Source organism: Pseudomonas sp. FBF18 (genome assembly GCF_024261405.1).
Taxonomy (GTDB): Bacteria; Pseudomonadota; Gammaproteobacteria; order Pseudomonadales; family Pseudomonadaceae; genus Aquipseudomonas; species Aquipseudomonas palmensis.
In genome coordinates, this window is the sequence record NZ_QKRS01000002.1 from 378,181 (window position 1) to 401,232 (window position 23,052).

Annotated in this window: 21 protein-coding genes; 14 read left to right on the forward strand and 7 right to left on the reverse strand. The window is 65.5% G+C overall.

What is annotated here, in order from left to right; all coding sequences use genetic code 11:
• Positions 1 to 37 precede the first annotated feature (37 nt).
• Both gabT and DN387_RS05460 read left to right on the forward strand, forming a co-directional pair.
• Entirely contained in the window at positions 38 to 1,330 is a 1,293-nt protein-coding gene (gene gabT / locus DN387_RS05455) for a 4-aminobutyrate--2-oxoglutarate transaminase (RefSeq protein ID WP_043861219.1), read from the forward strand.
• Between the two features lie 123 nt (positions 1,331 to 1,453).
• Positions 1,454 to 1,945: an Lrp/AsnC family transcriptional regulator gene (locus DN387_RS05460; RefSeq protein WP_043861218.1), complete on the forward strand. Its 492-nt coding sequence runs from the start codon at positions 1,454 to 1,456 to the stop codon at positions 1,943 to 1,945.
• Here the strand turns inward: DN387_RS05460 and DN387_RS05465 are convergent.
• On the reverse strand, positions 1,942 to 2,832 hold the full coding sequence (locus DN387_RS05465; protein WP_043861217.1) for a LysR family transcriptional regulator: 891 nt from the start codon (positions 2,830 to 2,832) through the stop codon (positions 1,942 to 1,944). The two genes, DN387_RS05460 and DN387_RS05465, sit on opposite strands and share 4 nt — an antisense overlap.
• 125 nt (positions 2,833 to 2,957) lie before the next feature.
• Here DN387_RS05465 and DN387_RS05470 point away from each other — a divergent pair, with 125 nt between their 5' ends.
• On the forward strand, positions 2,958 to 4,139 hold the full coding sequence (locus DN387_RS05470) for an acetyl-CoA C-acetyltransferase (protein WP_043861216.1): 1,182 nt from the start codon (positions 2,958 to 2,960) through the stop codon (positions 4,137 to 4,139).
• A gap of 111 nt (positions 4,140 to 4,250) precedes the next feature.
• Here DN387_RS05470 and DN387_RS05475 read toward each other — a convergent pair whose 3' ends face one another.
• From DN387_RS05475 to DN387_RS05485, 3 genes are read right to left on the reverse strand one after another with little or no spacing between them, the layout of a single operon-like run.
• Positions 4,251 to 5,042, reverse strand: coding sequence for a transglutaminase family protein (locus tag DN387_RS05475; RefSeq protein WP_054914468.1), 792 nt, complete (start codon positions 5,040 to 5,042; stop codon positions 4,251 to 4,253).
• Positions 5,039 to 5,989 (reverse strand): alpha-E domain-containing protein, encoded by a 951-nt coding sequence (locus DN387_RS05480; protein ID WP_043861214.1) that lies wholly within the window; start codon positions 5,987 to 5,989, stop codon positions 5,039 to 5,041. Before DN387_RS05480 ends, DN387_RS05475 begins: the two co-directional genes overlap by 4 nt.
• Positions 5,990 to 5,992: 3 nt before the next feature.
• The gene (locus tag DN387_RS05485) at positions 5,993 to 7,402 is read right to left on the reverse strand and encodes a circularly permuted type 2 ATP-grasp protein (protein WP_043861213.1); all 1,410 of its coding nucleotides are present in this window, start codon (positions 7,400 to 7,402) and stop codon (positions 5,993 to 5,995) included.
• Between the two features lie 302 nt (positions 7,403 to 7,704).
• Here DN387_RS05485 and DN387_RS05490 point away from each other — a divergent pair, with 302 nt between their 5' ends.
• Positions 7,705 to 8,586, forward strand: a complete 882-nt coding sequence (locus DN387_RS05490; RefSeq protein WP_054914467.1) for a bile acid:sodium symporter family protein — start codon at positions 7,705 to 7,707, stop codon at positions 8,584 to 8,586.
• 87 nt (positions 8,587 to 8,673) lie between these two features.
• On the opposite strand, the gene DN387_RS05495 is transcribed toward DN387_RS05490, so the two are convergent.
• Together DN387_RS05495 and DN387_RS05500 are read right to left on the reverse strand one after the other, a co-directional pair.
• Positions 8,674 to 9,939: an NTP/NDP exchange transporter gene (locus tag DN387_RS05495; protein WP_054914466.1), complete on the reverse strand. Its 1,266-nt coding sequence runs from the start codon at positions 9,937 to 9,939 to the stop codon at positions 8,674 to 8,676.
• Positions 9,939 to 10,859 (reverse strand): aldo/keto reductase, encoded by a 921-nt coding sequence (locus DN387_RS05500; protein ID WP_043860616.1) that lies wholly within the window; start codon positions 10,857 to 10,859, stop codon positions 9,939 to 9,941. Before DN387_RS05500 ends, DN387_RS05495 begins: the two co-directional genes overlap by 1 nt.
• A 130-nt stretch (positions 10,860 to 10,989) precedes the next feature.
• Between DN387_RS05500 and DN387_RS05505 the strand changes: the two genes are divergently transcribed.
• The 4 genes from DN387_RS05505 to DN387_RS05520 are packed head-to-tail and all read left to right on the forward strand — an operon-like array spanning position 10,990 to position 14,444.
• Positions 10,990 to 11,589 carry a paraquat-inducible protein A gene (locus DN387_RS05505; RefSeq protein WP_043860615.1) on the forward strand — a complete coding sequence of 200 codons (600 nt, stop codon included), beginning with the start codon at positions 10,990 to 10,992 and terminating at the stop codon, positions 11,587 to 11,589.
• On the forward strand, positions 11,586 to 12,218 hold the full coding sequence (locus tag DN387_RS05510; RefSeq protein WP_043860614.1) for a paraquat-inducible protein A: 633 nt from the start codon (positions 11,586 to 11,588) through the stop codon (positions 12,216 to 12,218). Before DN387_RS05505 ends, DN387_RS05510 begins: the two co-directional genes overlap by 4 nt.
• A complete protein-coding gene (locus DN387_RS05515) occupies positions 12,211 to 13,866 on the forward strand; it encodes an intermembrane transport protein PqiB (RefSeq protein ID WP_236172024.1) in 1,656 nt (551 codons plus the stop codon). Before DN387_RS05510 ends, DN387_RS05515 begins: the two co-directional genes overlap by 8 nt.
• Before the next feature lie 17 nt (positions 13,867 to 13,883).
• The gene (locus DN387_RS05520) at positions 13,884 to 14,444 is read left to right on the forward strand and encodes a membrane integrity-associated transporter subunit PqiC (RefSeq protein ID WP_054914464.1); all 561 of its coding nucleotides are present in this window, start codon (positions 13,884 to 13,886) and stop codon (positions 14,442 to 14,444) included.
• An 18-nt stretch (positions 14,445 to 14,462) separates the two neighbouring features.
• On the opposite strand, the gene DN387_RS05525 is transcribed toward DN387_RS05520, so the two are convergent.
• The gene (locus DN387_RS05525) at positions 14,463 to 16,160 is read right to left on the reverse strand and encodes a sulfatase-like hydrolase/transferase (RefSeq protein WP_054914463.1); all 1,698 of its coding nucleotides are present in this window, start codon (positions 16,158 to 16,160) and stop codon (positions 14,463 to 14,465) included.
• Between the two features lie 408 nt (positions 16,161 to 16,568).
• Between DN387_RS05525 and DN387_RS05530 the strand changes: the two genes are divergently transcribed.
• The 6 genes from DN387_RS05530 to DN387_RS05555 are packed head-to-tail and all read left to right on the forward strand — an operon-like array spanning position 16,569 to position 23,050.
• The gene (locus DN387_RS05530; RefSeq protein ID WP_054914462.1) at positions 16,569 to 17,921 is read left to right on the forward strand and encodes a UDP-glucose/GDP-mannose dehydrogenase family protein; all 1,353 of its coding nucleotides are present in this window, start codon (positions 16,569 to 16,571) and stop codon (positions 17,919 to 17,921) included.
• Positions 17,918 to 19,000 carry an NAD-dependent epimerase gene (locus DN387_RS05535; RefSeq protein ID WP_054914461.1) on the forward strand — a complete coding sequence of 361 codons (1,083 nt, stop codon included), beginning with the start codon at positions 17,918 to 17,920 and terminating at the stop codon, positions 18,998 to 19,000. The genes DN387_RS05530 and DN387_RS05535 overlap by 4 nt, the downstream gene beginning before the upstream one ends.
• The gene (locus tag DN387_RS05540; protein WP_054914460.1) at positions 18,997 to 19,743 is read left to right on the forward strand and encodes a sugar transferase; all 747 of its coding nucleotides are present in this window, start codon (positions 18,997 to 18,999) and stop codon (positions 19,741 to 19,743) included. The genes DN387_RS05535 and DN387_RS05540 overlap by 4 nt, the downstream gene beginning before the upstream one ends.
• Positions 19,744 to 20,391, forward strand: a complete 648-nt coding sequence (locus tag DN387_RS05545) for a CpsD/CapB family tyrosine-protein kinase (RefSeq protein ID WP_043860607.1) — start codon at positions 19,744 to 19,746, stop codon at positions 20,389 to 20,391.
• A gap of 23 nt (positions 20,392 to 20,414) precedes the next feature.
• Entirely contained in the window at positions 20,415 to 21,437 is a 1,023-nt protein-coding gene (locus DN387_RS05550) for a polysaccharide biosynthesis/export family protein (RefSeq protein ID WP_043860606.1), read from the forward strand.
• A 20-nt stretch (positions 21,438 to 21,457) separates the two neighbouring features.
• On the forward strand, positions 21,458 to 23,050 hold the full coding sequence (locus DN387_RS05555; protein WP_043860605.1) for a GNVR domain-containing protein: 1,593 nt from the start codon (positions 21,458 to 21,460) through the stop codon (positions 23,048 to 23,050).
• Positions 23,051 to 23,052 lie beyond the last annotated feature (2 nt).

Sequence of the window (23,052 nt, forward strand, 5' to 3'; positions counted from 1 at the left end):
AACCCCTGACACCATCGTTAGTTAATGGAGCTGCACCATGAATTCTGCACTGACTGAAAATCAACGCCTGCTGGCCCTGCGCGAGCAGCACGTACCCCGCGGCATCGCCACCGCCCACCCGATCGTGGTCAGCCACGCCCAGGGTTCGGAGCTGTGGGACGTGGACGGCAAGCGCTACCTGGACTTCGTCGGCGGCATCGGCGTGCTCAACGTCGGCCACAACCACCCGCGTGTGGTCGAGGCCGTGCGCCGCCAGGTGGGCGAGATCTCCCATGCCAGCTTCCAGGTGGTGGCCTATGCGTCGTACATCGACGTGGCAGCGCGCCTGAACGCCATGGTCGGTGGCGGCGAAGCCTACAAGAGCGTGCTGTTCACCTCCGGCGCCGAAGCGGTGGAGAACGCCATCAAGATCGCCCGTGGCTACACCAACCGCCCGGCGGTGATCTCGTTCCGCGGCGGCTTCCACGGGCGCACCCTGCTGGGCGTCACCCTGACCGGCATGAGCCAGCCGTACAAGCAGAACTTCGGCCCGTTCCCGGCCGAGATCTATCACGCCACCTACCCCAACGAATACCGCGGCGTGAGCAGTGACGACGCCCTGGCCGAACTCGACCACCTGTTCGCCACCGACGTGGCCCCCGACCGCGTGGCGGCCATCCTGATCGAGCCGGTGCAAGGCGATGGCGGCTTCCTGCGTGCCCCCGATGCCTTCCTGCGTGCCCTGCGCGAACGCTGCACGCGCCACGGCATCGTGCTGATCCTGGACGAGATCCAGGCAGGCTTCGGGCGTACCGGCAAGCCGTTCGGCTTCCAGCACTCGGGCATCCAGCCTGACCTGGTGACCGTGGCCAAGAGCCTGGCCGGCGGCATGCCGCTGTCGGGTGTGGTGGGGCGTGCCGAGATCATGGACGCGCCGACCCCGGGCGGCCTGGGCGGCACCTACGGCGGCAACGCCGTGGCCTGCGCGGCTGCACTGGCGGTGATGGACCTGTTCGAGGAAGAAGACCTGCTGGCCCAGGGCGAGCAGCGTGCAGTGCAACTGCGTGAAGGCCTGCTGGCCCTGCAGAACCGCTACCCGTGCATCGGCGACGTGCGTGGCCTGGGCTTCATGCAGGCCATCGAGATCGTGGCCGACGACGCCGCGCAGACCCCGGACGCGAACCTGGCCCAGGCCATCATCGACCAGGCCCGTGAAGCCGGCCTGCTGGTGATCAAGTGCGGCGTGTACCGCAACGTGGTGCGCTTCCTGGCACCGCTGGTGACCACCGAGGCGCAGATTTCCGAAGCGCTGCGCATGCTCGACCAGGCGTTGACCCGCGCTACGGCGTAATCCGCCCCCTCTGCGGCGCCACCTTCGCTGGCAATGCCGGCTCCCGCCGGGAGCGGCCTTGCCAGCGAAGGCCCCGTGGGTGAAAGTGTGTTTTTTTGTCATCCCGCATTTCAGGAGTCAGGAATGGAAGCGGCAACCAAGCTCGATCGGATCGATATCAACATCCTGGTCCAGTTGCAGAAAGACGGCCGCATGACCAACGTCAGCCTGGCCGAAGCCGTGGGGCTGTCGCCCAGCCCGTGCCTGCAACGGGTCAAGCGACTCGAGGCGGCAGGCTATATCAGCGGCTACGAAGCCCACCTGAACCTGGCCAAGTTCGCCAACTCGGTAACCATCTTCACCGAAGTCACACTGAGCGACCACAAACGCTCCGACTTTCAGAAATTCGAATCGAGCATTCGCAACATCGACGAAGTGCTCGAATGCCACCTGATCAGCGGTGGCTATGACTACCTGGTGCGCTTTCTGACCAGCAGCATCCAGCATTACCAGGAGCTGATGGAAACCATCCTCGACCAGAACATCGGCATCGAGAAGTACTTCAGCTACATCGTGATCAAGTCGCCGGTGATGAAGAACAAGGTGCCCCTGCGCAGCCTGCTCGCCGCCGTCTAGCGCCTGGCCTCGGCCTGCTGTTCATGCAGGCTGTCGAACAACGCCTGGGCCGCAGCCGACAGTTCGTGGCCCGGCTTGCTCAGCACCCCGATGGCACGTTCCACCGGGTCGCGCAGGGTGATGCAGCGCGCGCCCAGCTCGTGCATCTGGCCGGCGCACAGGGCCGGCACCGCGCTGACCCCAAGCCCGCTGGCCACCATGCGACCCACTGTCACCAGTTGATGGCTCTCGAACTCCACCGCCAGCTTCATGCCGCGCGCCTTGAGGTGCTCTTCGAGCATCACGCGCACGTTCGAGGGCCGTTGCAAGGTAATGAACGGCTGCTGCAGCAAGGTCTGCCAGTCGATTTCATCCAGCGCGGCCAGGGGCGAATCCAGCGGCACCACGGCAGTGAACCGGTCGACGTACAGGGGCGAGAACACCAGCGACGAGCCTTCGAACGGTTCGAACGCCACCCCCAGCTCCACCTGGCGGTCACGCACCATCTCCAGCACCTGTTCGTTGATCACGTCGTTCACCGTGACCCCGATGTTCGGGTAGCGGGTGCGAAAGTTCTTCAGGATGGGCGGCAGCAGGTTGCCGGCGAACGACGGCATCGCCGCAATGGTCACGCGCCCGCGCTGCAGGGTGAAGCGCTGGCGGATCTCGTCCTCGGCATTGTCCCAGTCGGCAAGCAGGCGGCGCGCCAGGGGCAGCAGCGATTCGCCTTCCGGGGTCAGCGTGACGTTGCGCGTGGTGCGCGTGAACAGCCGCCCGCCCAGGCCCTCCTCCAGCGACTTGATGGTCAGGCTCAGTGCCGACTGCGACAGGTGCAGACGCTCGCAAGCCACCGCAAAACTCAGGCTCTGGGCCACTGCCCAGAAGGCACGCAGCTGCTTGACGGTCATGCTGACTCCGGCAAAACGGGGAATTGTTGAGGTTTATCGATCAATCCATCTCAAAAATCAACTTAACAAATATATGTAATGGCGCAACACTCACGCCACTGGACCACTAACAAGGAGAATATTCCATGCAAGACGTCGTCATTGTCGCGGCCACTCGTACCGCCATCGGCAGTTTCCAGGGTTCGCTGGCCGCCATCCCGGCCCCGGAGCTGGGCGCAGCGGTGATCCGCCGCCTGCTGGAGCAGACCGGGCTGGCCGGCAGCGAAGTGGATGAGGTGATTCTGGGCCAGGTGCTCACCGCCGGCAGCGGCCAGAACCCGGCGCGCCAGGCCGCGATCAAGGCCGGCCTGCCCCATGCGGTACCGGCCCTGACCCTGAACAAGGTCTGCGGCTCGGGCCTCAAGGCCCTGCACCTGGGCGCCCAGGCGATCCGCTGTGGCGACGCCGAGGTGATCATCGCCGGCGGCATGGAGAACATGAGCCTGGCCCCCTACGTGCTGCCTGCCGCGCGCACCGGCCTGCGCATGGGCCATGCCAGCATGATCGACAGCATGATCAGCGACGGCCTGTGGGATGCCTTCAACGACTACCACATGGGCATCACCGCCGAGAACCTGGTGGACAAGTACGCCATCACCCGTGAGGCCCAGGACGCCTTTGCCGCGGCCTCGCAGCAAAAGGCCTGCGCGGCCATCGAGGCCGGCCGCTTTGCCGACGAGATCACCCCGATCCAGATCCCGCAGCGCAAGGGTGAGCCGCTGGTGTTCGCCACCGACGAACAGCCCCGCGCCGGCACCACCGCCGAGTCGCTGGCCAAGCTCAAGCCGGCGTTCAAGAAGGACGGCAGCGTGACGGCGGGCAACGCCTCGAGCCTCAACGACGGCGCAGCGGCGGTGCTGCTGATGAGCGCGGCCAAGGCCAAGGCCCTGGGCCTGCCGGTACTGGCGCGCATTGCGGCCTATGCCAATGCGGGCGTGGACCCGGCGATCATGGGTATCGGCCCGGTCAGCGCGACTCGTCGCTGCCTGCAGAAGGCCGACTGGTCGCTGGATCAGCTGGACCTGATCGAAGCCAACGAAGCCTTCGCGGCCCAGGCGTTGTCGGTGGGCCAGGAGCTGGGCTGGGACGCGAGCAAGGTCAACGTCAACGGCGGCGCGATTGCCCTGGGCCACCCGATCGGTGCCTCGGGTTGCCGGGTGCTGGTGTCGTTGCTGCACGAGATGATCAAGCGTGATGCGAAGAAGGGCCTGGCGACCCTGTGCATCGGTGGTGGGCAGGGTGTGGCGTTGGCCATCGAGCGCGCCTGACCCTCGATCTGCAGCGCCTCGTCGCGGGTCAAGCCCGCTCCCACAGGATTGCCGTGGCCCCTGTGGGAGCGGGCTTGACCCGCGATGGCGTCGACACCTTGCATCGCCTGGCTACTGCACCTGCACCATCAGTTCCACCTGCACCTTGGCCAGCATGTGCTCCATCCCCCCGCCCCGGCGCATTCCGCGCACCGGGCACGCATCCAGGTAATCCAGCCCCACCGCCAGCTTCAGGTGGCGCTCGGGCCTGGCCAGCCGATTGGTGATATCGAAACTGTACCAGCCCTCCCCCAGCCAGGCTTCGGCCCAGGCATGGCTGGCCAGGTGCGTGGCGTCCTCGGTGCACAGGTAGCCCGACACATAGCGCGCCGGGATACCCAGGCTGCGCACACAGGCCAGAAACGCATGGGTATGGTCCTGGCAAACCCCCGCCTGCCTGGCGAACGACTCGGCCGCGGTAGTGCCCACCTCGGTCGCGCCGGGGCTGTAGGGCATGTGCTCGGCCAGCGCATTCATCAGCTCGATCAGCGCCGCCCTGTCGCGCCGCTCGCCGCAATGCTGCGCGGCAAACGCCAGCAGCGCCTCGTCGGCGGCGGTCAGCGGGCTGCTGCGCAGAAACGGCAGCGGCGACTGCAGGTCCGGCTCCACCTCGCGGGTGGGGTCGATCTCCACCTGGCCGTGGGCGCACAGCACGATCTCGCCGTGGGGCTCGTCCAGGGTCAGTACATGCAGCACGTTGCCATAGGGGTCGAGCTGGCTGCGCACCTTGCGCGGCATGTCCACCTGCCAGTCGATGACCCGCTGGCGCTCGCTGTCCTGGGGCGTGAGGCGCAGGAACTGGATGCTGGTGCACACCTCGTTGGCATAGCTGTAGGTGGTGTCGTGGCGAATGGACAGTTTCATACCACCTCCAGGTAGGCGTCGTGAATGGCCTGGCCCAGGTCGCGGACCTGATCGATGAACTCGATCAGCCAGGCGTGCAGGCCTGCATCGAGGATCTCGTCGATGCCGGTGTAGCGCAGGCGAGCGTTGAGGCCGGCGGCCAGGCGCTGCGCCGGGCGGCCGTTGATGCCGGGCAGGTTGGACAGTTCAAGGTCCAGCTCCTGGATGCAGGCATGCAGCGAGCGCGGCACCTCGGCGCGCAACAGCAGCATTTCCGAAACCTGCTCGGCGTTCGGTGCGTTGCGGTAGATCTCGTTGAAAGCCTCGAACGACGACAGGGCGCGCAGCAAGGCGCTCCACTGGTAGTAGCCACGGGCCGACTTGTCGCTGACCTCCTCCGACTCCTCGCCAAACATCTCGTAGCGCGCATCCAGCAGACGCAAGGTGTTGTCGGCGCGCTCTATGAAGGTGCCCAGGCGAATGAAGCCATAGGCCTCGTTGCGCATGATGGTGCCCGAGGTGGCCCCGCGAAACAGGTGCGAACGCTCCCGCACCCATTCGCAGAACTGGCTGATGCCGTAGCGGCCCAGGCCGTTGCCGGCAATGGCGCGCATCTCCAGCCAGGTGGCATTGATGTTCTCCCACATGTCGGCGGTGATGCGCCCGCGCACGGCGTGGGCATTGCTGCGCGCCGCACGCAGGCAGCAGTAGATGCTGCCGGGGTTGGCCTCGTCCAAGGCAAAGAAGTGCAGCATGTGCTCGGTGTCGAGCGCGCCGTGGCGGGCCTTGTAGTCTTCCAGCGTGCCGGCCGCCAGCAGCGACATGGCCAGCTCCGCGTGGCCGTCGCTGCGCCCGGCCTGGGGCATCAGCGACAGCGAATAGCTCACTTCGAGCATGCGCGCGAGGTTTTCCGCGCGCTCCAGGTAACGCGACATCCAGTAGAGGTCTGCAGCGGTTCTTGAAAGCATGGTTCAGTCCTCCACCACCCAGGTGTCCTTGGTACCGCCGCCCTGCGACGAGTTGACCACCAGCGAGCCTTCGCGCAGCGCCACCCGCGTGAGGCCGCCGGGCACCAGGCGGGTCTGGCTGCCCGACAGCACGAACGGGCGCAGGTCGATATGGCGCGGGGCAATGCCGCTTTCGACAAAGGTCGGGCAGGTGGACAGGCACAAGGTGGGCTGGGCGATGTAGTCCTGCGGCCGGGCCTTGAGGCGCAGGCGGAATGCTTCGATCTGCGCTGCCGTCGACGCCGGCCCCACCAGCATGCCGTAGCCCCCGGAGCCCTGGGTTTCCTTGACCACCAGGTGCTCCAGGTTGGCCAGCACATGGGACAGCTCGGCCGGCTTGCGGCACTGCCAGGTGGGCACGTTCTTCAGAATCGGCGCTTCGTCCAGGTAGAAGCGGATCATCTCGCCCACGTAGGGGTAGATCGACTTGTCGTCCGCCACACCGGTGCCGACCGCATTGGCCAGCACCACGTTGCCCAGGCGGTAGGCGGCAATCAGGCCGGGCACCCCGAGCATCGACTCGGGGTTGAAGGTCAGCGGGTCGAGGAAGGCGTCATCCAGCCGGCGGTAGATCACGTCCACCGGCTGCGGGCCGCAGGTGGTGCGCATGAACACGCGGTCGTCACGCACGAACAGGTCGGCGCCTTCCACCAGTTCCACCCCCATTTCGCGGGCCAGGAACGCATGCTCGAAGTACGCACTGTTGAAGCGCCCCGGGGTCAGCACCACCACCGTGGGGTTGTCCAGCGGGCTGGCGCTCCTGAGCGTGTCGAGCAGCAGGTTGGGGTAATGGTCGATGGGCGCGATGCGCTGGGCGGCGAACAGCTCGGGGAACAGGCGCATCATCATCTTGCGGTCTTCGAGCATGTAGCTCACGCCGCTGGGGGTGCGCAGGTTGTCCTCGAGCACGTAGTAGCTGCCGTCGCCATCGCGCACCAGATCCACCCCCGCGATATGCGCATAGAGGCCCCGGTGCAGCCCCAGGCCACGCATGGCCACCTGGTAGCCCTCGTTGGCCAGCACCTGCTCGGCCGGGATGATGCCGGCCTTGAGGATGCGCTGTTCATGGTAGATATCGGCCAGGAACATGTTCAGTGCCTGCACCCGCTGGATGCAGCCACGCTCGATGACCTGCCATTCGCTGGCCTTGATGCTGCGCGGAATGATGTCGAACGGGATCAGGCGTTCGGTGCCCTGCTCGTCACCGTAGAGCGTGAAGGTGATGCCTGCGCGGTGGAACAGCAGGTCGGCTTCGCGGCGGCGTTGCGCCAGCAGTTCCAGCGGCGTGTCCGCCAGCCAGCGGGCAAACTCGCGGTAATGCGGGCGACACTGGCCCCCTGCGGCATACATTTCGTCAAAAAAAGCTCCGGACATACCCCACTCCTCGCCGTGTTCGTAACGGCTTCTTCTAATTGGCTGCTGTCTTCCAGTACCCGGGCCTTTCAACAGACTTTAGCAAGGGCTGTGCCCAACGCCCGGGAATCGCTCTGCCACGCCCCTTGAGCGCGGCGGGCGACCCGAGCGGTGCATGCATTTGCCCCATAACGGTGCGCGCAACCTCCCCGGTGCACGCTGCGCACCTTTTCGTAAAGACTTGTATCTACGGGGCCTCCCCAGCAGCACATGGCGATCTGGTGGCCTAGAATGCCGACACCTCTTTTCTGCGAGTTGCTGCCATGACCGCTTCGCCATTGCTGACCGCCTTCCTGCCCGTTGCGCTGGGCATCATCATGTTCGGCCTGGGGCTTTCGCTGACCCTGGCCGACTTCGCCCGGGTGGTGAAATACCCCAAGCCGGTGGTCATCGGCCTGGTGTGCCAGATCCTGCTGCTGCCCTTCATCTGCTTTCTGATTGCCAACGGTTTTGGCCTGGCACCGGCCCTGGCGGTCGGCCTGATGCTGCTGGCGGCCTCGCCCGGCGGCACCACCGCCAACCTGTTCAGCCACCTGGCGCACGGTGACGTGGCGCTCAACATCACGCTGACGGCGGTGAACTCGCTGATCGCGATCCTGACCATGCCGCTGCTGGTCAACCTGTCGCTGAGCTACTTCATGAGCGCCGACCAGGCCATCCCGCTGCAGTTCGCCAAGGTGCTGCAGGTGTTTGCCATCGTGCTGGTGCCGGTGGCGCTGGGCATGCTGGTGCGGCGCCTGACCCCGGCCTTCGCGGCGCGCATGGAGAAACCGATGAAGCTGGTGGCGGCGCTGTTTCTGGCCGGCACGGTGATGCTGGCGCTGATGAAAGACTGGGCCACCGTGGTCGAGTACGCGCCCCTGGTAGGCGCAGCCGCGCTGTTGTTCAACCTGGTGAGCCTGGGGCTGGGCTACTATGTGCCGCGGATACTGAAGATTCCGAAGCGCCAGGCCATCGCCATCGGCATGGAGATCGGCATCCACAACGGTACGCTGGCGATTGCACTGGCGCTGAGCCCGACCCTGCTCAACAACTCGACCATGGCCATTCCGGCGGCGCTGTACAGCCTGATCATGTTCTTTACCGCCGCCGGGTTTGGCTGGTGGGTGAGCCGCAACCCGGAACCGGTGGCAGTGCTCGACTGACTGCACGGCAAGGCCGGCTGCTACGGGGTTCTGTGAACAGCGCAACCCCCTGTAGGCGCCGGCCTTGCCGGCGAAGGCCAACACCGTTCAATTGCGTTGCTCCAATCGCCGCTGCCGTCTGCCCAGCCAGCCCCCGGTAGCCGCCCACCCCAGCGCAATCCCCGCCCCGATCAGCATCGCCAGTTGCGGGTGCTCACCCAGCACATCCAGCCCGCGCTTGACCCAACCACTGAGCGCATCGCCACCGCGATAGACCACCGTGTCGATGAAGTTCTTGGCGCGGTACTTCTGCTCGGCCGGCAGCACGGTGTACAGCATCTCGCGCCCCGGCCGCACCAGCGCATACTCCCCCGCACGGCGCACCACCATCACCACCACGAACACCGCGAACACCGGGGCCAGGGCCAGCCACAGGAAGCCGGCCACCATCACCAGCGGCACCGCCACCAGCAACACGCCCACCCCCATGCGCCGCGCGATCCGCCCTGTGAAAAACAACTGGGTGAGGATCGCCAGCGCCTGCACCACGGTGTCGATCAGGCCGAACACCTGGGTCTGGCGGGTGCGGTCGGTAAAGGTCTGTGCCACCAACCGCGCCTGCTCGAAGTACAGGAAGGTGCTGATGCTGGCCAGCAGCACCACGAACAGCGCCAGCATCAACAGGTAGGGCGAGCGCAGCACCTCGCCGGCCCCAGCGAACGGGTTGCCGCCCAGCGGCCGGGAGCGCGGGTGTTCGGCCTCCGCCGGCAAGGGCGCACGGTCGCGCCAGCGCTGCAGGTAGGTTGCCGCGCCGATGCTGCCCAGCAGAAACAGCGTGGCCAGCAGCACCAGCCCGGCATGCCCGACCACGCCCACCAGCAGGGTACCCAGTATCGGCCCCACCAGCCCGCCCAGGCTCGCACCGGCTGCCAGCAACCCGAACAGGCGCTTGGCCTGCTCGTTGCTGAACAGGTCGGCCAGTACGCTCCAGGCCAGCGAGATGCTCAGCAGGTTGAACACCGACAGCCAGATGTAGAACGCCCGGGCCACCCACAGGTTGTCGGGCTGCACCGCGAACACCAGGGCGAAGGCCAGCAGGTTGCTTGCCAGAAAGCCGTAGGTCCAGGGCAGGATCCTGCGCCGCCGGGCCCGCGCCACCACCCAGCCGAACAGCGGCAATGCCAGCAAGGTGACGATGAAGGTGCCGGTGAACAGCCATTGCAGGTTGTCGACGCCGCCGGCCACCCCCATGGTCTCGCGTACCGGGCGCAGCATGAAATAGCCGGCGAACAGCAGGAAGAACAGCGCAAGGCCGCCCACCACCGCCGGGGTTTCGTCGTCGTGAAAGGTGAACAGCCGGCCCAGCAGGCGCATCAGCCGAACATCTTGATCAGCGCCTGCTGCCGGGCCGTGTCGAGCAACGCGCCACTGCCGGCCTTGAGCTGGTCGCGTTGACGGTCCGGGCGGCTGGTGGCCGGGATCACGGTCGTCACTGCCGGGTGACTGAGGGCAAATTTGAGAAACAGCTGCGCCCAGCTGCCAATGCCGGCTTCGCTGGCCCAGCCCGGCAACGGCTGGCCCTTGACCCTGGCAAACAGCCTGCCATCGTCGAAGGCGCGGTTGATCAGCACCGCCACGCCCTTGTCCTGTGCCAGCGGCAGCACCGTGCGCGCGGCGCCAGGCGCATTCACCGAATAGTGGATCTGGATGAAGTCCAGCGGCTCGCGGCGCAGGATGCGCTCCAGTTCGTCCAGCCCGCCATCGGTGTAATGGGTAACGCCCACGTAACGGGTCTTGCCCTGGGCCTTGAGTTCACGGGCGTAGGGCAGTTGACGCTGCCAGTCGCGCAGGTTGTGCACCTGCAGCAGATCGACCTTGTCGGTGCGCAGGCTGCGCAGCGTCTGGGCCCATTGCGCCTGCGCCGCAGCCTGGCTGTCGGCGGCGATCTTGGTGGCCAGGAAGGTGCGCTCGCGCCAACCGCCCTCCTCCAGCAACTGGCCCAGTATCGCGTCGGCGCCGCCATAGTTGGGCGAGGTATCGATGACCCGGCCGCCACCGTCGAAGAACACCTGCAGCACCGCTTTGAGCTGCTGGTACTCGGGGGAACCTGCCGTCACCTCGAAACTGCCCGAGGTGCCGGCGCCGATCACCGGCAAGGCCTCGCCGGTGGACGGCACCTTGCGCTCGAGCAGCGCCGTGTGGGGCTGCGCCAGGGCGTGCGGGCGGCTCAGCAGCAGCCCCAGGCCAGCGGCCAGGGCAGCACTGGTGGCGAGAAAACGGCGACGCGTAGGCATGCGCAGGCCTCCTGCAAAGCGGCGTTGGAAGGGGTCAAAGGGTCAAGCATAGACCATGGCCCAACGGCGCCGATTTGCTCAATTGCCATGCGCTTCTATATTGAGCTAGTCCCTGTTGCGAGTGCCAAGCGTGGCCAGCACCGATCGGTTGATCATCTGCGAACACTGCGACTGCGTGTATGAACGGGTCGAGCTCGCCAAACACCAGAAAGCGCTATGCCTGCGTTGCGGCGCCGTGCTGCAGCGCCATAACGGCCTGGATGTACAGCAGCGCCTGGCGCTGAGCCTCACTGCAGCGATCCTGTGGATGTTCGCCAACTTCTACCCGGTGATGAGCATCAGCCTGCAAGGCCTGCACAACAGCGCCACGTTATGGGACTCGGTGCGCGCCCTGGCCACCGGGCCGATCACCTTCATCGCCCTGGTGGCCGCCATCGCGATCATCATCGCGCCGATGTTCCAGCTGTTGCTGCTGCTGTGGGTGCTGGTGCATGCCCTGGGCCGACGCCGCTCGCCGGCCTTCAGCCTGTGCATGCGCTGGCTGGAAACCCTGCGCCCGTGGAGCATGCTGGAGGTGTGCCTGCTGGGGTCGATGGTGGCGGTGTTCAAGCTGGCCGGGCTGCTCGATGTGCTGCCAGGCCTGGGGTTGATCGCCCTGGCCGCCCTGAGCCTGCTGATGATCCGCCTGGCCGGGCGCGATATCCGCGACCTGTGGGTGTACCTGTCTTGAACGCGCCGCCGCTGGCCAGCGAGCTGGGCCTGGTGCTGTGCCATGCCTGCGGGCTGGCCTGCGACAACCGCGACCACCCCACCCAGTGCCCTCGCTGCGCAGCGCCGCTGCATGAGCGCAAGCCCGAGTCGCTGACCCGAACCTGGGCGTACCTGATCGCCGCCCTGGTGTTCTACATTCCGGCCAACCTGCTGCCGGTGATGAACACCAAGCTGTTCGGTGCCGGCGACGACAGCACCATCATGAGTGGCGTGCTCGAGTTCTGGGCCCATGGCTCATGGGACATCGCACTGATCATCTTCATCGCCAGCATCGCGGTGCCGGCCACCAAGTTCGTGGCCCTGGGCCTGCTGCTGGTGACGGTGCAGCGCGGCAGTACCTGGGCCCAGCGCCAGCGTTCGAAGCTGTTCCGCTTCGTCGAGCTGATCGGCTACTGGTCGATGCTCGATGTGATCGTGGTGGCGCTGGTTGCCGCGCTGGTCAAGTTCCAGGCCCTGGGCGACATCGAGCCGCGCCTGGGCATTCTGTTTTTCGGCATGGTGGTGGTGTTCACCATGCTCGCAGCCATGAGCTTCGACCCCCGCCTGATCTGGCAACCGCCCAACGGCAAGGAACCCGCGCATGAGTGAAGACAGCAACCACAGCGCGGCACAACCGGCTCGCCCGGCGGTGCAGACCCGGCGCTTCAGCGTGTCGCTGGTGTGGATCGTGCCGATCGTGGCAGTGCTGGTGGGCATCTCGCTGGTGGTGCACAACTGGCTGCAGGAAGGCCCCAGTATCCAGGTCACCTTCAAGACCGGCCAGGGGCTGGAGGCCAACAAGACAGCAGTGAAGTACCGCAACGTGGTGATCGGCCAGGTCAGCGAAGTGGAGCTCAGCCAGGACCAGAAGAGCGTCACCGCCACCATCAAGCTGGTCAAGCAGGCCGAGAACTTCACCCGCCAGGACTCGCTGTTCTGGGTGGTGCGCCCGCGCATCGGTGCGGGCGGCGTAACGGGTATCGACACGCTGTTCTCCGGTGACTTCATCGGCGCCGATGCCGGGCAGTCGGACACCCGTGCCAAGACCTTCACCGGCCTGGAGACACCACCGCCAATCACCTACGGCGAACCCGGCAAGCGCTTCAACCTGCATGCCTCCGACCTCGGCTCGCTGGGCGTCGGCTCGCCGGTGTACTACCGCAAGATCCAGGTCGGCCAGGTGGTGTCGTACGCGCTGGACGCCAACGGCAAAGGGGTCAATGTCGAAGTGTTCGTGCACGCCCCCAACGATGCCTTCGTCACCGACAACACGCGGTTCTGGAACGCCAGCGGCGTGGATGTCGAGGTGGGTGCCAACGGCTTTGCCCTGCGCACCGAGTCGCTGTCGTCGCTGATGGTCGGTGGCGTGGCCTTCAGGGCCCCGGACTACAGCCCCGACGACCAGCCGGCAGCCGAGGACAAGACCTTCGAGCTGTTCGACGACCGCCCCGCCGCCCTCGCCCCGCCGGCGGGCAAGGCGCAGTACCTGGCGCTGCGCTTCGACCAGTCGCTGCGCGGGCTCAAGGTGGGCGCACCGGTGGAGTTCCTGGGCATGGAATTCGGCCGGGTCGTCGCCATCAACCTCGACTTCGACGCCAAGACCCGCACTTTTCCGGTGAATGTGGGCATCGTGATCTACCCGCAACGCCTGGGCCAGGCGCATACCAAGATGCTCAAGGTGCTCAATCACAACCCTGACGATGAACAGGCCGGCGTCCGCCTGATGGGCACCTTCATCGACAACGGCCTGCGCGCCCAGGCCCGCAGCGGCAATCTGTTGACCGGGCAGTTGTACATCGCCCTGGATTTCTACCCCAAGGCGCCCAAGGTGACCTTCGACCCGAGCGCGCGCCCCATCACCATCCCGACCATCCCCAGCAGCCTGGAACAACTGCAGGAGCAGTTCCAGGCCATGGTCGAGAAGATCAACAAGCTGCCCATCGAACGCATCGCCGGCAACCTGGACGCCAACCTGGTGGAACTGCGCAAGGCGCTCAAGCAGTTCAACGGCAAGACCCTGCCCGGCATCGAGGGCACGCTGCAGGACATGAGCACCACGCTCAAGAGTGCCAATGCGACCCTGGCCGACGGCTCGCCACAGCGCGAGCAGCTGTCGCAGACCCTGGACGACCTGGGCCGCATGACCCGCTCGATGCGCGAGCTGGCCGACTACCTCAAGCGCAACCCCGAGTCGCTGCTGCGCGGGCGGCCCGACAATGCCCCTGCCGATGCCTTGCAACCTTCCTCGCGCCAATGAGCACTGGAGCCCGCCCCATGACCTATCTGTTCAAACCTTCGCTGCTTGGCATCGCGCTGTTGCTGGCGGCCTGTCGCAGCGAGCCGGTGCACTACCACACCCTGGTGCCTGCGCAGCTGCAGGCCGGGGCGACCCGTGCGGTAGATGTACGCATAGAGTCCATCAGCGTGCCGCCCCAGGTCGACCGCGAGCAGATCGTCGTGCGCCAGGGCGACAGCGGCCTGGCGGTGCTCGACAGTGAATGGTGGGGCGCCAGCCTGGTGGATGAACTGCGCAGCGCCTTGAGCGGCCAGCTCAACAGCAATGCACCGCGCACCCTGGGCCTGCGCCTGGAGGTGCAGCGCTTCGACTCGGTACCCGGGCAATACGCCCTGATGGAGGCGCGCTGGCGCCTGCGTACGCTGGGCGGCGATGCCAACCGCCCCGCCCTGCGCTGCCACAGCCTGGTACGCAGTGCGGCGGGCACCGGGATCGCCGAGCTGGTGGCAGCCCAGCAACGCAACGTGGCGCGTCTTGCAGGGCTGATAGCCCAGGCGGCCGATGACACCCGGGCCGGGTGCCCGGCCTCCGGTTCCTGAGGCATCGGCCCGGTCAGCTCACTGGGCCGTGCCCACCGGCATGCCCTGCGGCCCCGGTGTGACCACCACGTCCAGGTCGATATGCTTGAACTCGGGCTTGGCACCAAGGCGTGCATTGAAGCGGTAGTTGAAACTGAACGGATCGTTGGTCGGCACGTTGAGCGCGTGTCCGTAGATCGGCTCGACCGCCGCGGCGTCATACCCCAGCAACTGCAGCAGCGTGGGGAAGATGTTGTAGTGGCTTGAGCGGTCCTTGTTGGTCGCCAGTTGCGCCTGCCAGTCCAGGGTCTTCAGGCCCTGGCCCTGGATCACCACCAGCGGCACCAGGCCCTCTTCCTCAACCGGGTTCTCGCCACAGTGGGTGTTGAGCCCCGGGTTGCCGCGTTCATGCAGGTCCTGGCCATGGTCGGAGGTGTAGATGATCACCGCCTGGCTCAGGTCGGCCTGGGCAAACAGGCGCTTGAAGAATTCGCCCACGCTCCACAGCACGCTGTTCTTGTACGAGTTGCGGTACAGCACCCAGTCCTGCGGGGTACCACTGAACCCGTCGCGCTGACCGGTATCGGCGATGTCGGCATAGTGGCCCCGCGGCAACGCCGGCGTGTAGGTCATGAACGCATCCGGGTACTTGTCGTGCACCGGAAAATGCACCCCCACCTTGTTGATCACGATCAGTTGCGGCTTGCCGTCGCCCAGCAGCTCCACGAGCTTTTGCAGTGCGGCCATGTCGCGGTCGCGCACCGGGGTGGTATCGAACTGGATGAACTGGTCGATGTCGCGCTTTTCGGTGGCATCCATCAGGTTCTGCAGGTTGCCGCCGGTGCGCTGGCTGTCGATGTAGACGGTGCCAAGCCCGGCCTGTTTGGCGTACTGCCAGATCGACGGCAGGGTCGAGTTGATGCGCAGGTAATCGCTGCGGGTGCCGCCGTAGCGCAGCGTGACGTTGGTGTCGGCGCTGCAATTGGCGATGGAGGCGGCATAGCCGTAGTTGAAGATGCTGGCCCCCGCCTGGGGGTGGGTGAGGTTGCTGGTGACCCCGTTGGGGGTATTGAGGTCCAGGTAGTTGCCCGAAACGCTCTCGTCGATGATCAGCACGATATCGCGCGCCAATGGCGGGCCGCTGCGCGCCAGTGTCACTGGCTGGCGCGGGCCCACGCTGTCGTGCAGCGATTCGTAGAGGAACAGGTTCAGGTAGGCCAGCGGCGTGTACATCACCGGCAGGCCGCGTGCGCCCTCGCCGGCACGCACGAACAGGATGCCGGTCAACAGCGCCAGGCCCAGCAGCGGTGCGGCCCACGCCAGGGTGCCGGGCAGCCGCTGCACCGGGTCCGGGCGCAGGCCCAGCCCCAGCAGCAACAGCAGCCCCTTGGCCGCGACCCCCAGGATCACGCTGTGGTACTGCTCAAGCGCCTCGCCGATGAACCCACCCGAATACACCATCGAAACGAAGGCGCTGTAGGTGAGGTACTCGGCGGTTATGCGCGTATAGGCGTCGAAAAACACCGCGCTGGCACAGAACCCCACTGCAAACAGCCAGCGCACCAGGCCCTGGCGTATGTTCGCGCACAGCCACAGGGCAGCCACCAGCAGCACGAACACACCGGCATACAACACCAGTGCCACCCCCAGCCCGATCGCCTCGAGACGCTCGAGGTAGTACGCATGGAAACTCAGAAGGTAGACCAGCAGCAACAGTCCCTTGATGTAAACGCGCATGACTTCCCCGCCAGAAATGTTTCCCCCCAGCCCACTGAGGTTTCCCACACGGTAGCAGGATGCCGACAAAGCGCAAACCACAGTTTGTCAAAAAAATGACGAAATGCAGGGCGCCGATTATGACGTTTTTCAAGCGGGAATCTGATGCATTCGCGAAACAACCCACATTCCACGAGCCACGTTTTACGCGGGCTACGACCGTTCATCGCATTGACAACCGGCCAAGTGCCAGCCCATTTCGACGCTAAGGTACGGATTGGAAAAGGGTTGATGGCAAAACAGTGGAACTCCTACCACCTGTAACTCTACAGATACATGCCATAGGTTTGACACAAACCGGCTCAGCTGGTCTATACCGAATTCACACCCGCTGTTTCACTTTCATTACTCCATACGAGGCACGCCAGCATGGATGTGAGCGTATTTGGCACCGGTTATGTCGGACTTGTGCAAGCTGCCGCTTTGGCTGACGTAGGTCACCGGGTACTTTGTGTCGATGTAGACGCCCATAAAATCAGTCAGTTGCGACAAGGTGTTCCACCTATTCATGAGCCTGGCCTGTCGGGCATGCTCGAGGAAAACATCAAGGAAGGTCGGCTGTCGTTCAGTACCCAGGCCAGCGATGCCGTCGCCCACGCCGAGCTGATCTTCATTGCAGTCGGCACCCCACCGGACGAAGACGGCTCGGCCGACCTTTCCCACGTGCTGGGCGTCACCCGGCAGATCGCCGGCCTGATGGCGGCGCACCGCACCCTGATCATCAAGTCCACCGTGCCGGTGGGCACCGCCGACAAGGTGGCCTCGCTCGCCCGCGAGGAGCTCGACCGGCTGGGCAAGCATCAACTGCAGGTGCGGGTGGTCTCCAACCCCGAGTTTCTCAAGGAAGGCAGCGCCCTGGCCGACTGCATGCGCCCGGATCGGATCATCGTCGGTACCGCCGATGACCAGGCCCAGCAGCAGTTGTCCGAGCTGTACGCGCCGTTCTGCCGCAATCATGAAAAGCTCATGTTCATGGACAACCGCAGCGCCGAGCTGACCAAGTACGCAGCCAACGCCATGCTCGCCACGCGCATCAGCTTCATGAACGAACTGGCCAACCTCAGCGAGTTCCTCGGTGCCGACATCGAATCGGTGCGCAAGGGCATCGGCTCGGACCCACGCATCGGCTACCACTTCATCTACCCGGGCTGTGGCTTTGGCGGGTCGTGCTTCCCCAAGGACCTGCGTGCGCTGCTGCATACCGCCGAACACAGCGGCATGCCGCTGCGCCTGCTGCAGAGCGTGAGCGAAATCAACGACAGCCAGCGCCAGATCCTGTTCAGCAAGCTCAAGCGCAGCTTCCCCGGCAGCCTGAAGGGCAAATCCATCGCCCTGTGGGGCCTGGCCTTCAAACCCAATACCGACGACATGCGCGAAGCCCCCAGCCGCTACCTGATGGAGGCGCTGTGGGCCGAGGGCGCCACGGTGCGCGCCTTCGACCCCGAAGCCATGGCCGAATGCCGGCGCCTGTATGGCTACCGCGACGACCTGCAACTGTGCGCCACCCGTGACGACACCCTGGAGGATGCCGATGCGCTGGTGATCTGCACCGAGTGGAAGACCTTCCGCGTGGTGGATTTCAACCTGCTGGCGCAAAAGCTGCGCCAACGCCTGATCATCGACGGACGCAACCTCTACAGCCCCGAACAGGTGGCAACCTTCGGCCTGACCTACAGCGGCATCGGCCTGCGCCAGGTACAACCGCAGGTATCGGCACCATGAGAATACTGGTCACCGGTGCGGCCGGCTTCGTCGGCGCACACTGCATACTGCGCCTGTTGCGCGACGGCCATCAGGTCGTGGGCCTGGACAATTTCAACGACTACTACGACCCCGCGCTCAAGCAAGACCGCGTGCGCTGGGTCCAGGCCCAGGCCGGCGATTTCGACCTGCGCCGCCTGGACCTGGCCGACGGCCCAGGCATCGAGGCGCTGTTCGCCGAGTTCGCCCCCGAGGTGGTGATCCACCTGGCCGCCCAGGCCGGGGTGCGCTATTCGCTGGACAACCCGCGCGCCTACCTGGACAGCAACCTGGTGGGTTTCCTCAACATGCTCGAGGCCTGCCGCCGCCATCCGGTGCAGCACCTGCTGTATGCCTCCTCAAGCTCGGTGTACGGCAGCAACCAGCGCACACCCTATGCCGTGCAGGACGCAGTGGACCATCCGCTGTCGCTGTACGCCGCGAGCAAGAAGGCCAACGAACTGATGGCCCACAGCTACAGCCACCTGTTCGCCATCCCCACCACCGGGCTGCGCTTTTTCACCGTGTACGGCCCGTGGGGGCGCCCGGACATGTCGCCCATCCAGTTCGCCCAGGCCATCAGCCAGGGCCACCCGCTCAAGCTGTTCAACTACGGCCAGCATCAGCGCGACTTCACCTACATCGACGACATCGTCGAAAGCCTGGTGCGCCTGATCCCGCTGGCCCCGGTCAGCGACCCGGCCTGGGACCGCCTGGCCAGCGACCCGGCCAGCAGCCACGCGCCCTGGCGCATCTACAACATCGGTGGGCAACGGCCGGTGGCCCTGACCGACTACGTGGCGCTGCTGGAAAAACACCTGCAGCGCACCGCCCAGGTCGAGTTGCTGCCCCTGCAGCCCGGTGACGTGCTGGACACCTGCGCCGATGCCAGTGCCCTGGCCCAGGCCACCGGCTTCACCCCGTGCATCTCGCTGGACGAAGGGCTGCGCCGCTTCGTCGCCTGGTTCGTCGATTATTACGCGCACACGCCCGACGACGCTGTGCGGTCCATCGGGCAAACGCCGGTTGCCGCGCCCGAGCATCAACGGAGGGTGGTATGACAGGCCAACAGAAAAGTGCTGAAACCCAGGCCCTGCGCCAAGACAAACGCATGGACCCCAATCACCGCATGCGCATCGATGCGGCGATTCACATGCAGGGCCGTGGCTGGATGACCGGGCGCGCCGGCGGGCGGCCGTGGACGCTGTCGCGCACCAACCGCGTACTGTCGTTCATCGGTGCGCTGATGATCGTGCTGTTGATTTCACCGCTGCTGCTGGTGCTGGCCGTGCTGGTCAAGCTGAGCAGCCCCGGCCCGGTGTTCTTCGTGCAGCAGCGCACCGGCTACCGCGGGCGCAGCTTCGGCATGTACAAGTTCCGCACCATGGTCGCCAACGCCGAGGACCTCAAGGAGTCGGTGCGCCACCTGAACAAGCACGGCGCCGACGCCATCGACTTCAAGATCGACAAGGACCCGCGCGTAACCCGCATCGGCAGCTTCCTGCGGCGCAGCAGCCTGGACGAGCTGCCCAACCTGTTCAACGTGATCCGCGGCGAAATGCGCCTGGTGGGCCCTCGCCCGACCTCCTTCAACGCCTATCGCTACAAGGACAGCCACCTGGCGCGCCTGAGCATCTACCCCGGCATGACCGGCCTGTGGCAGATCTCGGGGCGCAGCAACATCGACTTCGACCAGCGGGTCGAGCTTGACCTGAGTTACATCGCCGAACAGAGCTTGAGCCTGGACCTGAAGATCCTGTTCAAGACCCCCTTCAAAGTCTTCAGCGGCCACGGAGCAAGTTGAATGGACGGTTCTACTTCGAGAAGTCTGACCATCGCCACCCCCAGCGAAACCAACCTGACGTCCACCGTGCTGGACCAGGAGCAGCGCGTGCTGCTGCTGACCGCGGCCAATACCGGCAGCGGTACCAGCACCAGTGCGCTGGCCTTCGCCAAGCAGCTGACGCTGATGAGCGGCGGACCGGTACTGCTGGTGGACAGCAGCCCTACCAGCAACAGCCTGACCCAGCAGATGGGCCTGCAGAAGCTGCCCGGCTTTCGCGACCTGCTGTTCGAGCAGGACACCCCGCCCGTGCTGCAGGACTGCCTGGTGCGGGTGTCCGACCAGCCTTTCGACATGCTGCCGTGCGGCCAGTACCGGCGTGGCAACGAACGCCTCAACCCGGACCGCCTGCGTGCCCTGCTGAGCCAGCTCAGCGCGCACTACCGCTTCGTGGTCATCGACGGCGAGGCGGTGTACTCCAGCGTCGACAGCCTGGTGATCGGCACCCTGGTCGATGGCGTGATCCTGGTGGTCACCGCCGAGGACACCCGCTGGGAGGTCGCCCAGGCCGCCGCCCAGCGCCTGACCCAGGCCGGCGCCAAGCTGATCGGCAGCGTGTTCAACCGACGCCGCTACTACATGCCCAAATGGCTTTACAACAATCTCTGAGCAGCCAGGCTAAGGATGACGCTATGAATGTGAAACTGTTCGCCCTGCTGGCGCTGCTGCCTCTGGCAGCCTGCACCAGCCAGGAGCCACGCCAGATGCCGGTGCAGATCATGACTGCCAACGCGGCCAACGCCCAGGACACCGAGCTGCCACGCGGCGAGCAGGCGCTGCGCCCGGGGGACGTGCTCGATGTGATCTTCCATATCAGCACCAGCGGCTCGCAGGCCTATCGCATCCAGCCCGGTGACACCGTCGGCCTGGGCTTCCTTGCGGCCAGCTCGCTCAACGGCAACCAGCTGGTGCTGCCCGATGGCACCATCGAACTGCCACGGGCCAACACCTCGGTGAACGTCGCCGGGATGACCCCGGACGAAGCGCGCCAGGCCATCCAGCAGGCCTACCGCAACAAGCGCCTGTTCCAGCCCAACCGCGACCAGATGACCGTGCAGGTGATCAGCCCGCTGACCAACGAACAGAACCTCAAGAGCGCACTCAACCACCCCGCCACCGGCATGAGCCGCGAGATCACCGTGGGCACCGACGGCCAGGCCAGCTTTCCGGAGGTGGGCGCGGTGCCGCTGCAGGGCATGACCGTCACCCAGCTGCAGACCTTCCTCAACAAGCGCTACGCCGACCTGCCCGGGCGCATGACGGTGGACGTGATGCTCAAGTCCACTGCGGTCAACGAGATCTATGTGCTCGGTGAGGTGGCCCAGCCCGGCGCCTATCCGATCCGGCGCCCGGTATCGGTGCTCGAAGCCCTGACCCTGGCCCGGGGGCCCAGCCTCAAGGCCCGGCTCGACTCGGTGGTGATCATGCGGCGCAACGGCAACCAGGTGCAGGCCGTGCCCTACAACGTCGACAAGGCCCTGGACGCCAGCGCCGCGCAGGTGGCCTACCTGCAGCCCGACGACATGCTCTACGTGCCCAAGACCAAGCTGGCCAGCGCCGGCGAACTGGCCCGGCAACTGGCCGACGTGGTGCTGTTCCAGGGGGTGGGCTTCAGCTTCTCCTACCGCGTCGACAACAAAGACAGCGATAACTAAACCCAGGCAGGTGCACGCGCATGACTACCAAAGAAAACTACCTGCATGAATTCTTCAGGATCCTCTTCGCCAACCGTCAGTTGGTGAAGCGGGTATTCCTGGTGTTCGCAGTGATTGCCCTGTTGCTGCCGCTGGTGCTCAAGCAGAGCTTCGACATCACGGCCGAAGTGATCGTGCAGTCGAAAAAGCTCTCCCAGAGCGATACCAACACCGCCCTGGCCCAGGAGACCGACAAGTTCATTCCGCCTTCGCTGGCCGACATGGAGACCGAGAGCAATATCCTGCGTTCACCCACGCTGATCCGCCAGACCATCACCCAGCTGCGCGACGAGGGCCTGTATGACGTGCCCCCCGGCCTGCTGCAGCGCCTGGTGTTCGGGCCGATCCGCAGCCTGATCGTCAACCCGCTGCGCGAGTATGTGGTCAACCCGGTGCGCAGCCTGTTCGGGCTGGAGGTCGACCCGGTACGCGATACCCAGCTCGACACCCTGACCGACGACGCGATCAAGGACCTGAAGATCGAGACCCTGCCCGGCTCCAACGTGGTGTCCATCACCTACAGCTTCCCCGACCCCAAGGTCGGTACGCTGTTTGTCAGCCGTCTGCTCGACAACTACCTGCGCAACCGCCAGAACCTGCAGTCCAACGAACTGCCGCAGGAGTTCTACGAGCAGAAGAAGATGCAGTACCAGGTGCGCATGGATGACCTGGAAAGCAAGCGCCTGGGCATGCTCGAAGGCATCGGCTCGTCCGACCCCAAGGAAGAGATCACCTTCCGCCTCAATGCCATCAACACCGAGGAACAGGCACTCAACCAGTACCGCGATCGCCTGCTGCAGAGCCAGCAGTGGCTGGAATACCTCAAGACCAGCCTGGCTGCGGCCAGCAACGCCAACATGCGCGACTTCGCCTTCCCCTTCACCTTCACCCAGACCGTCGACAACGTGGCCTTCGAGGACCGCGAGATCAAGCAACTGGGCGAGCAGCTGACCACCCAGGTACTGACCTACGTCAGCGACCTGGCAGTGTTCCAGCCCGGCAGCGAGCAGATGCTGCTGCAGCGCGAGCAGATCGCCAAGACCCGCCAGCAGTTTCTCAAGATCGTCGCCAACCGTATCCAGGAGCGCGAGAAGGACCTGGCCGTGGTGCAGAACGTGATCGCGCAGAAAACCCAGCGCATCGCCGACTACAAGAGCCGCGTGCACCAGTTGCAGGAAACCCAGAGCAAGGCGCGTCAGCTGGACACCGAGATCGATGCCCTGCACAAGGCGTTCTTCACCTACACCCAGCGCTACGAGGAAGCCCGTGGCGAGCGCCTGCTGTCGGGTGACGTGTCCAACGCACGGATTCTCAGTGCGCCCTATGAGCCCGCCGAGCCGGCCTTTCCCAAGCCGATGCTGATCATTCCGTTCGGCATGCTTACCGGCCTGCTGCTGGGCATCGCCCTGGTGTACGTGCGCGAGTTCTTCGACCATCGCTTCAAGCACCCGGCGCAGATCACCCAGCAGCTGGGCTTGCCGGTACTGCTGGTGATCAACGACCAGACCCCGGAAACGCACAACCCGCACAAGGGCTGGTCGCTGCCACGGCTGGTGCACTGGGTGCGCAATTGAAC

Bases quoted from the DNA above. Each gene is read 5' to 3' on its own strand.
- DN387_RS05500 (WP_043860616.1), bottom strand. From the start codon at position 10,859: ATGCCTACGCGTCGCCGTTTTCTCGCCACCAGTGCTGCCCTGGCCGCT.
- DN387_RS05495 (WP_054914466.1), bottom strand. From the start codon at position 9,939: ATGCGCCTGCTGGGCCGGCTGTTCACCTTTCACGACGACGAAACCCCG.
- gabT (WP_043861219.1), top strand. From the start codon at position 38: ATGAATTCTGCACTGACTGAAAATCAACGCCTGCTGGCCCTGCGCGAG.
- DN387_RS05555 (WP_043860605.1), top strand. From the start codon at position 21,458: ATGACTACCAAAGAAAACTACCTGCATGAATTCTTCAGGATCCTCTTC.
- DN387_RS05490 (WP_054914467.1), top strand. From the start codon at position 7,705: ATGACCGCTTCGCCATTGCTGACCGCCTTCCTGCCCGTTGCGCTGGGC.
- DN387_RS05545 (WP_043860607.1), top strand. From the start codon at position 19,744: ATGGACGGTTCTACTTCGAGAAGTCTGACCATCGCCACCCCCAGCGAA.
- DN387_RS05540 (WP_054914460.1), top strand. From the start codon at position 18,997: ATGACAGGCCAACAGAAAAGTGCTGAAACCCAGGCCCTGCGCCAAGAC.
- DN387_RS05525 (WP_054914463.1), bottom strand. From the start codon at position 16,160: ATGCGCGTTTACATCAAGGGACTGTTGCTGCTGGTCTACCTTCTGAGT.
- DN387_RS05550 (WP_043860606.1), top strand. From the start codon at position 20,415: ATGAATGTGAAACTGTTCGCCCTGCTGGCGCTGCTGCCTCTGGCAGCC.
- DN387_RS05485 (WP_043861213.1), bottom strand. From the start codon at position 7,402: ATGTCCGGAGCTTTTTTTGACGAAATGTATGCCGCAGGGGGCCAGTGT.
- DN387_RS05530 (WP_054914462.1), top strand. From the start codon at position 16,569: ATGGATGTGAGCGTATTTGGCACCGGTTATGTCGGACTTGTGCAAGCT.
- DN387_RS05465 (WP_043861217.1), bottom strand. From the start codon at position 2,832: ATGACCGTCAAGCAGCTGCGTGCCTTCTGGGCAGTGGCCCAGAGCCTG.
- DN387_RS05535 (WP_054914461.1), top strand. From the start codon at position 17,918: ATGAGAATACTGGTCACCGGTGCGGCCGGCTTCGTCGGCGCACACTGC.
- DN387_RS05520 (WP_054914464.1), top strand. From the start codon at position 13,884: ATGACCTATCTGTTCAAACCTTCGCTGCTTGGCATCGCGCTGTTGCTG.
- DN387_RS05470 (WP_043861216.1), top strand. From the start codon at position 2,958: ATGCAAGACGTCGTCATTGTCGCGGCCACTCGTACCGCCATCGGCAGT.
- DN387_RS05515 (WP_236172024.1), top strand. From the start codon at position 12,211: ATGAGTGAAGACAGCAACCACAGCGCGGCACAACCGGCTCGCCCGGCG.
- DN387_RS05460 (WP_043861218.1), top strand. From the start codon at position 1,454: ATGGAAGCGGCAACCAAGCTCGATCGGATCGATATCAACATCCTGGTC.
- DN387_RS05480 (WP_043861214.1), bottom strand. From the start codon at position 5,989: ATGCTTTCAAGAACCGCTGCAGACCTCTACTGGATGTCGCGTTACCTG.
- DN387_RS05475 (WP_054914468.1), bottom strand. From the start codon at position 5,042: ATGAAACTGTCCATTCGCCACGACACCACCTACAGCTATGCCAACGAG.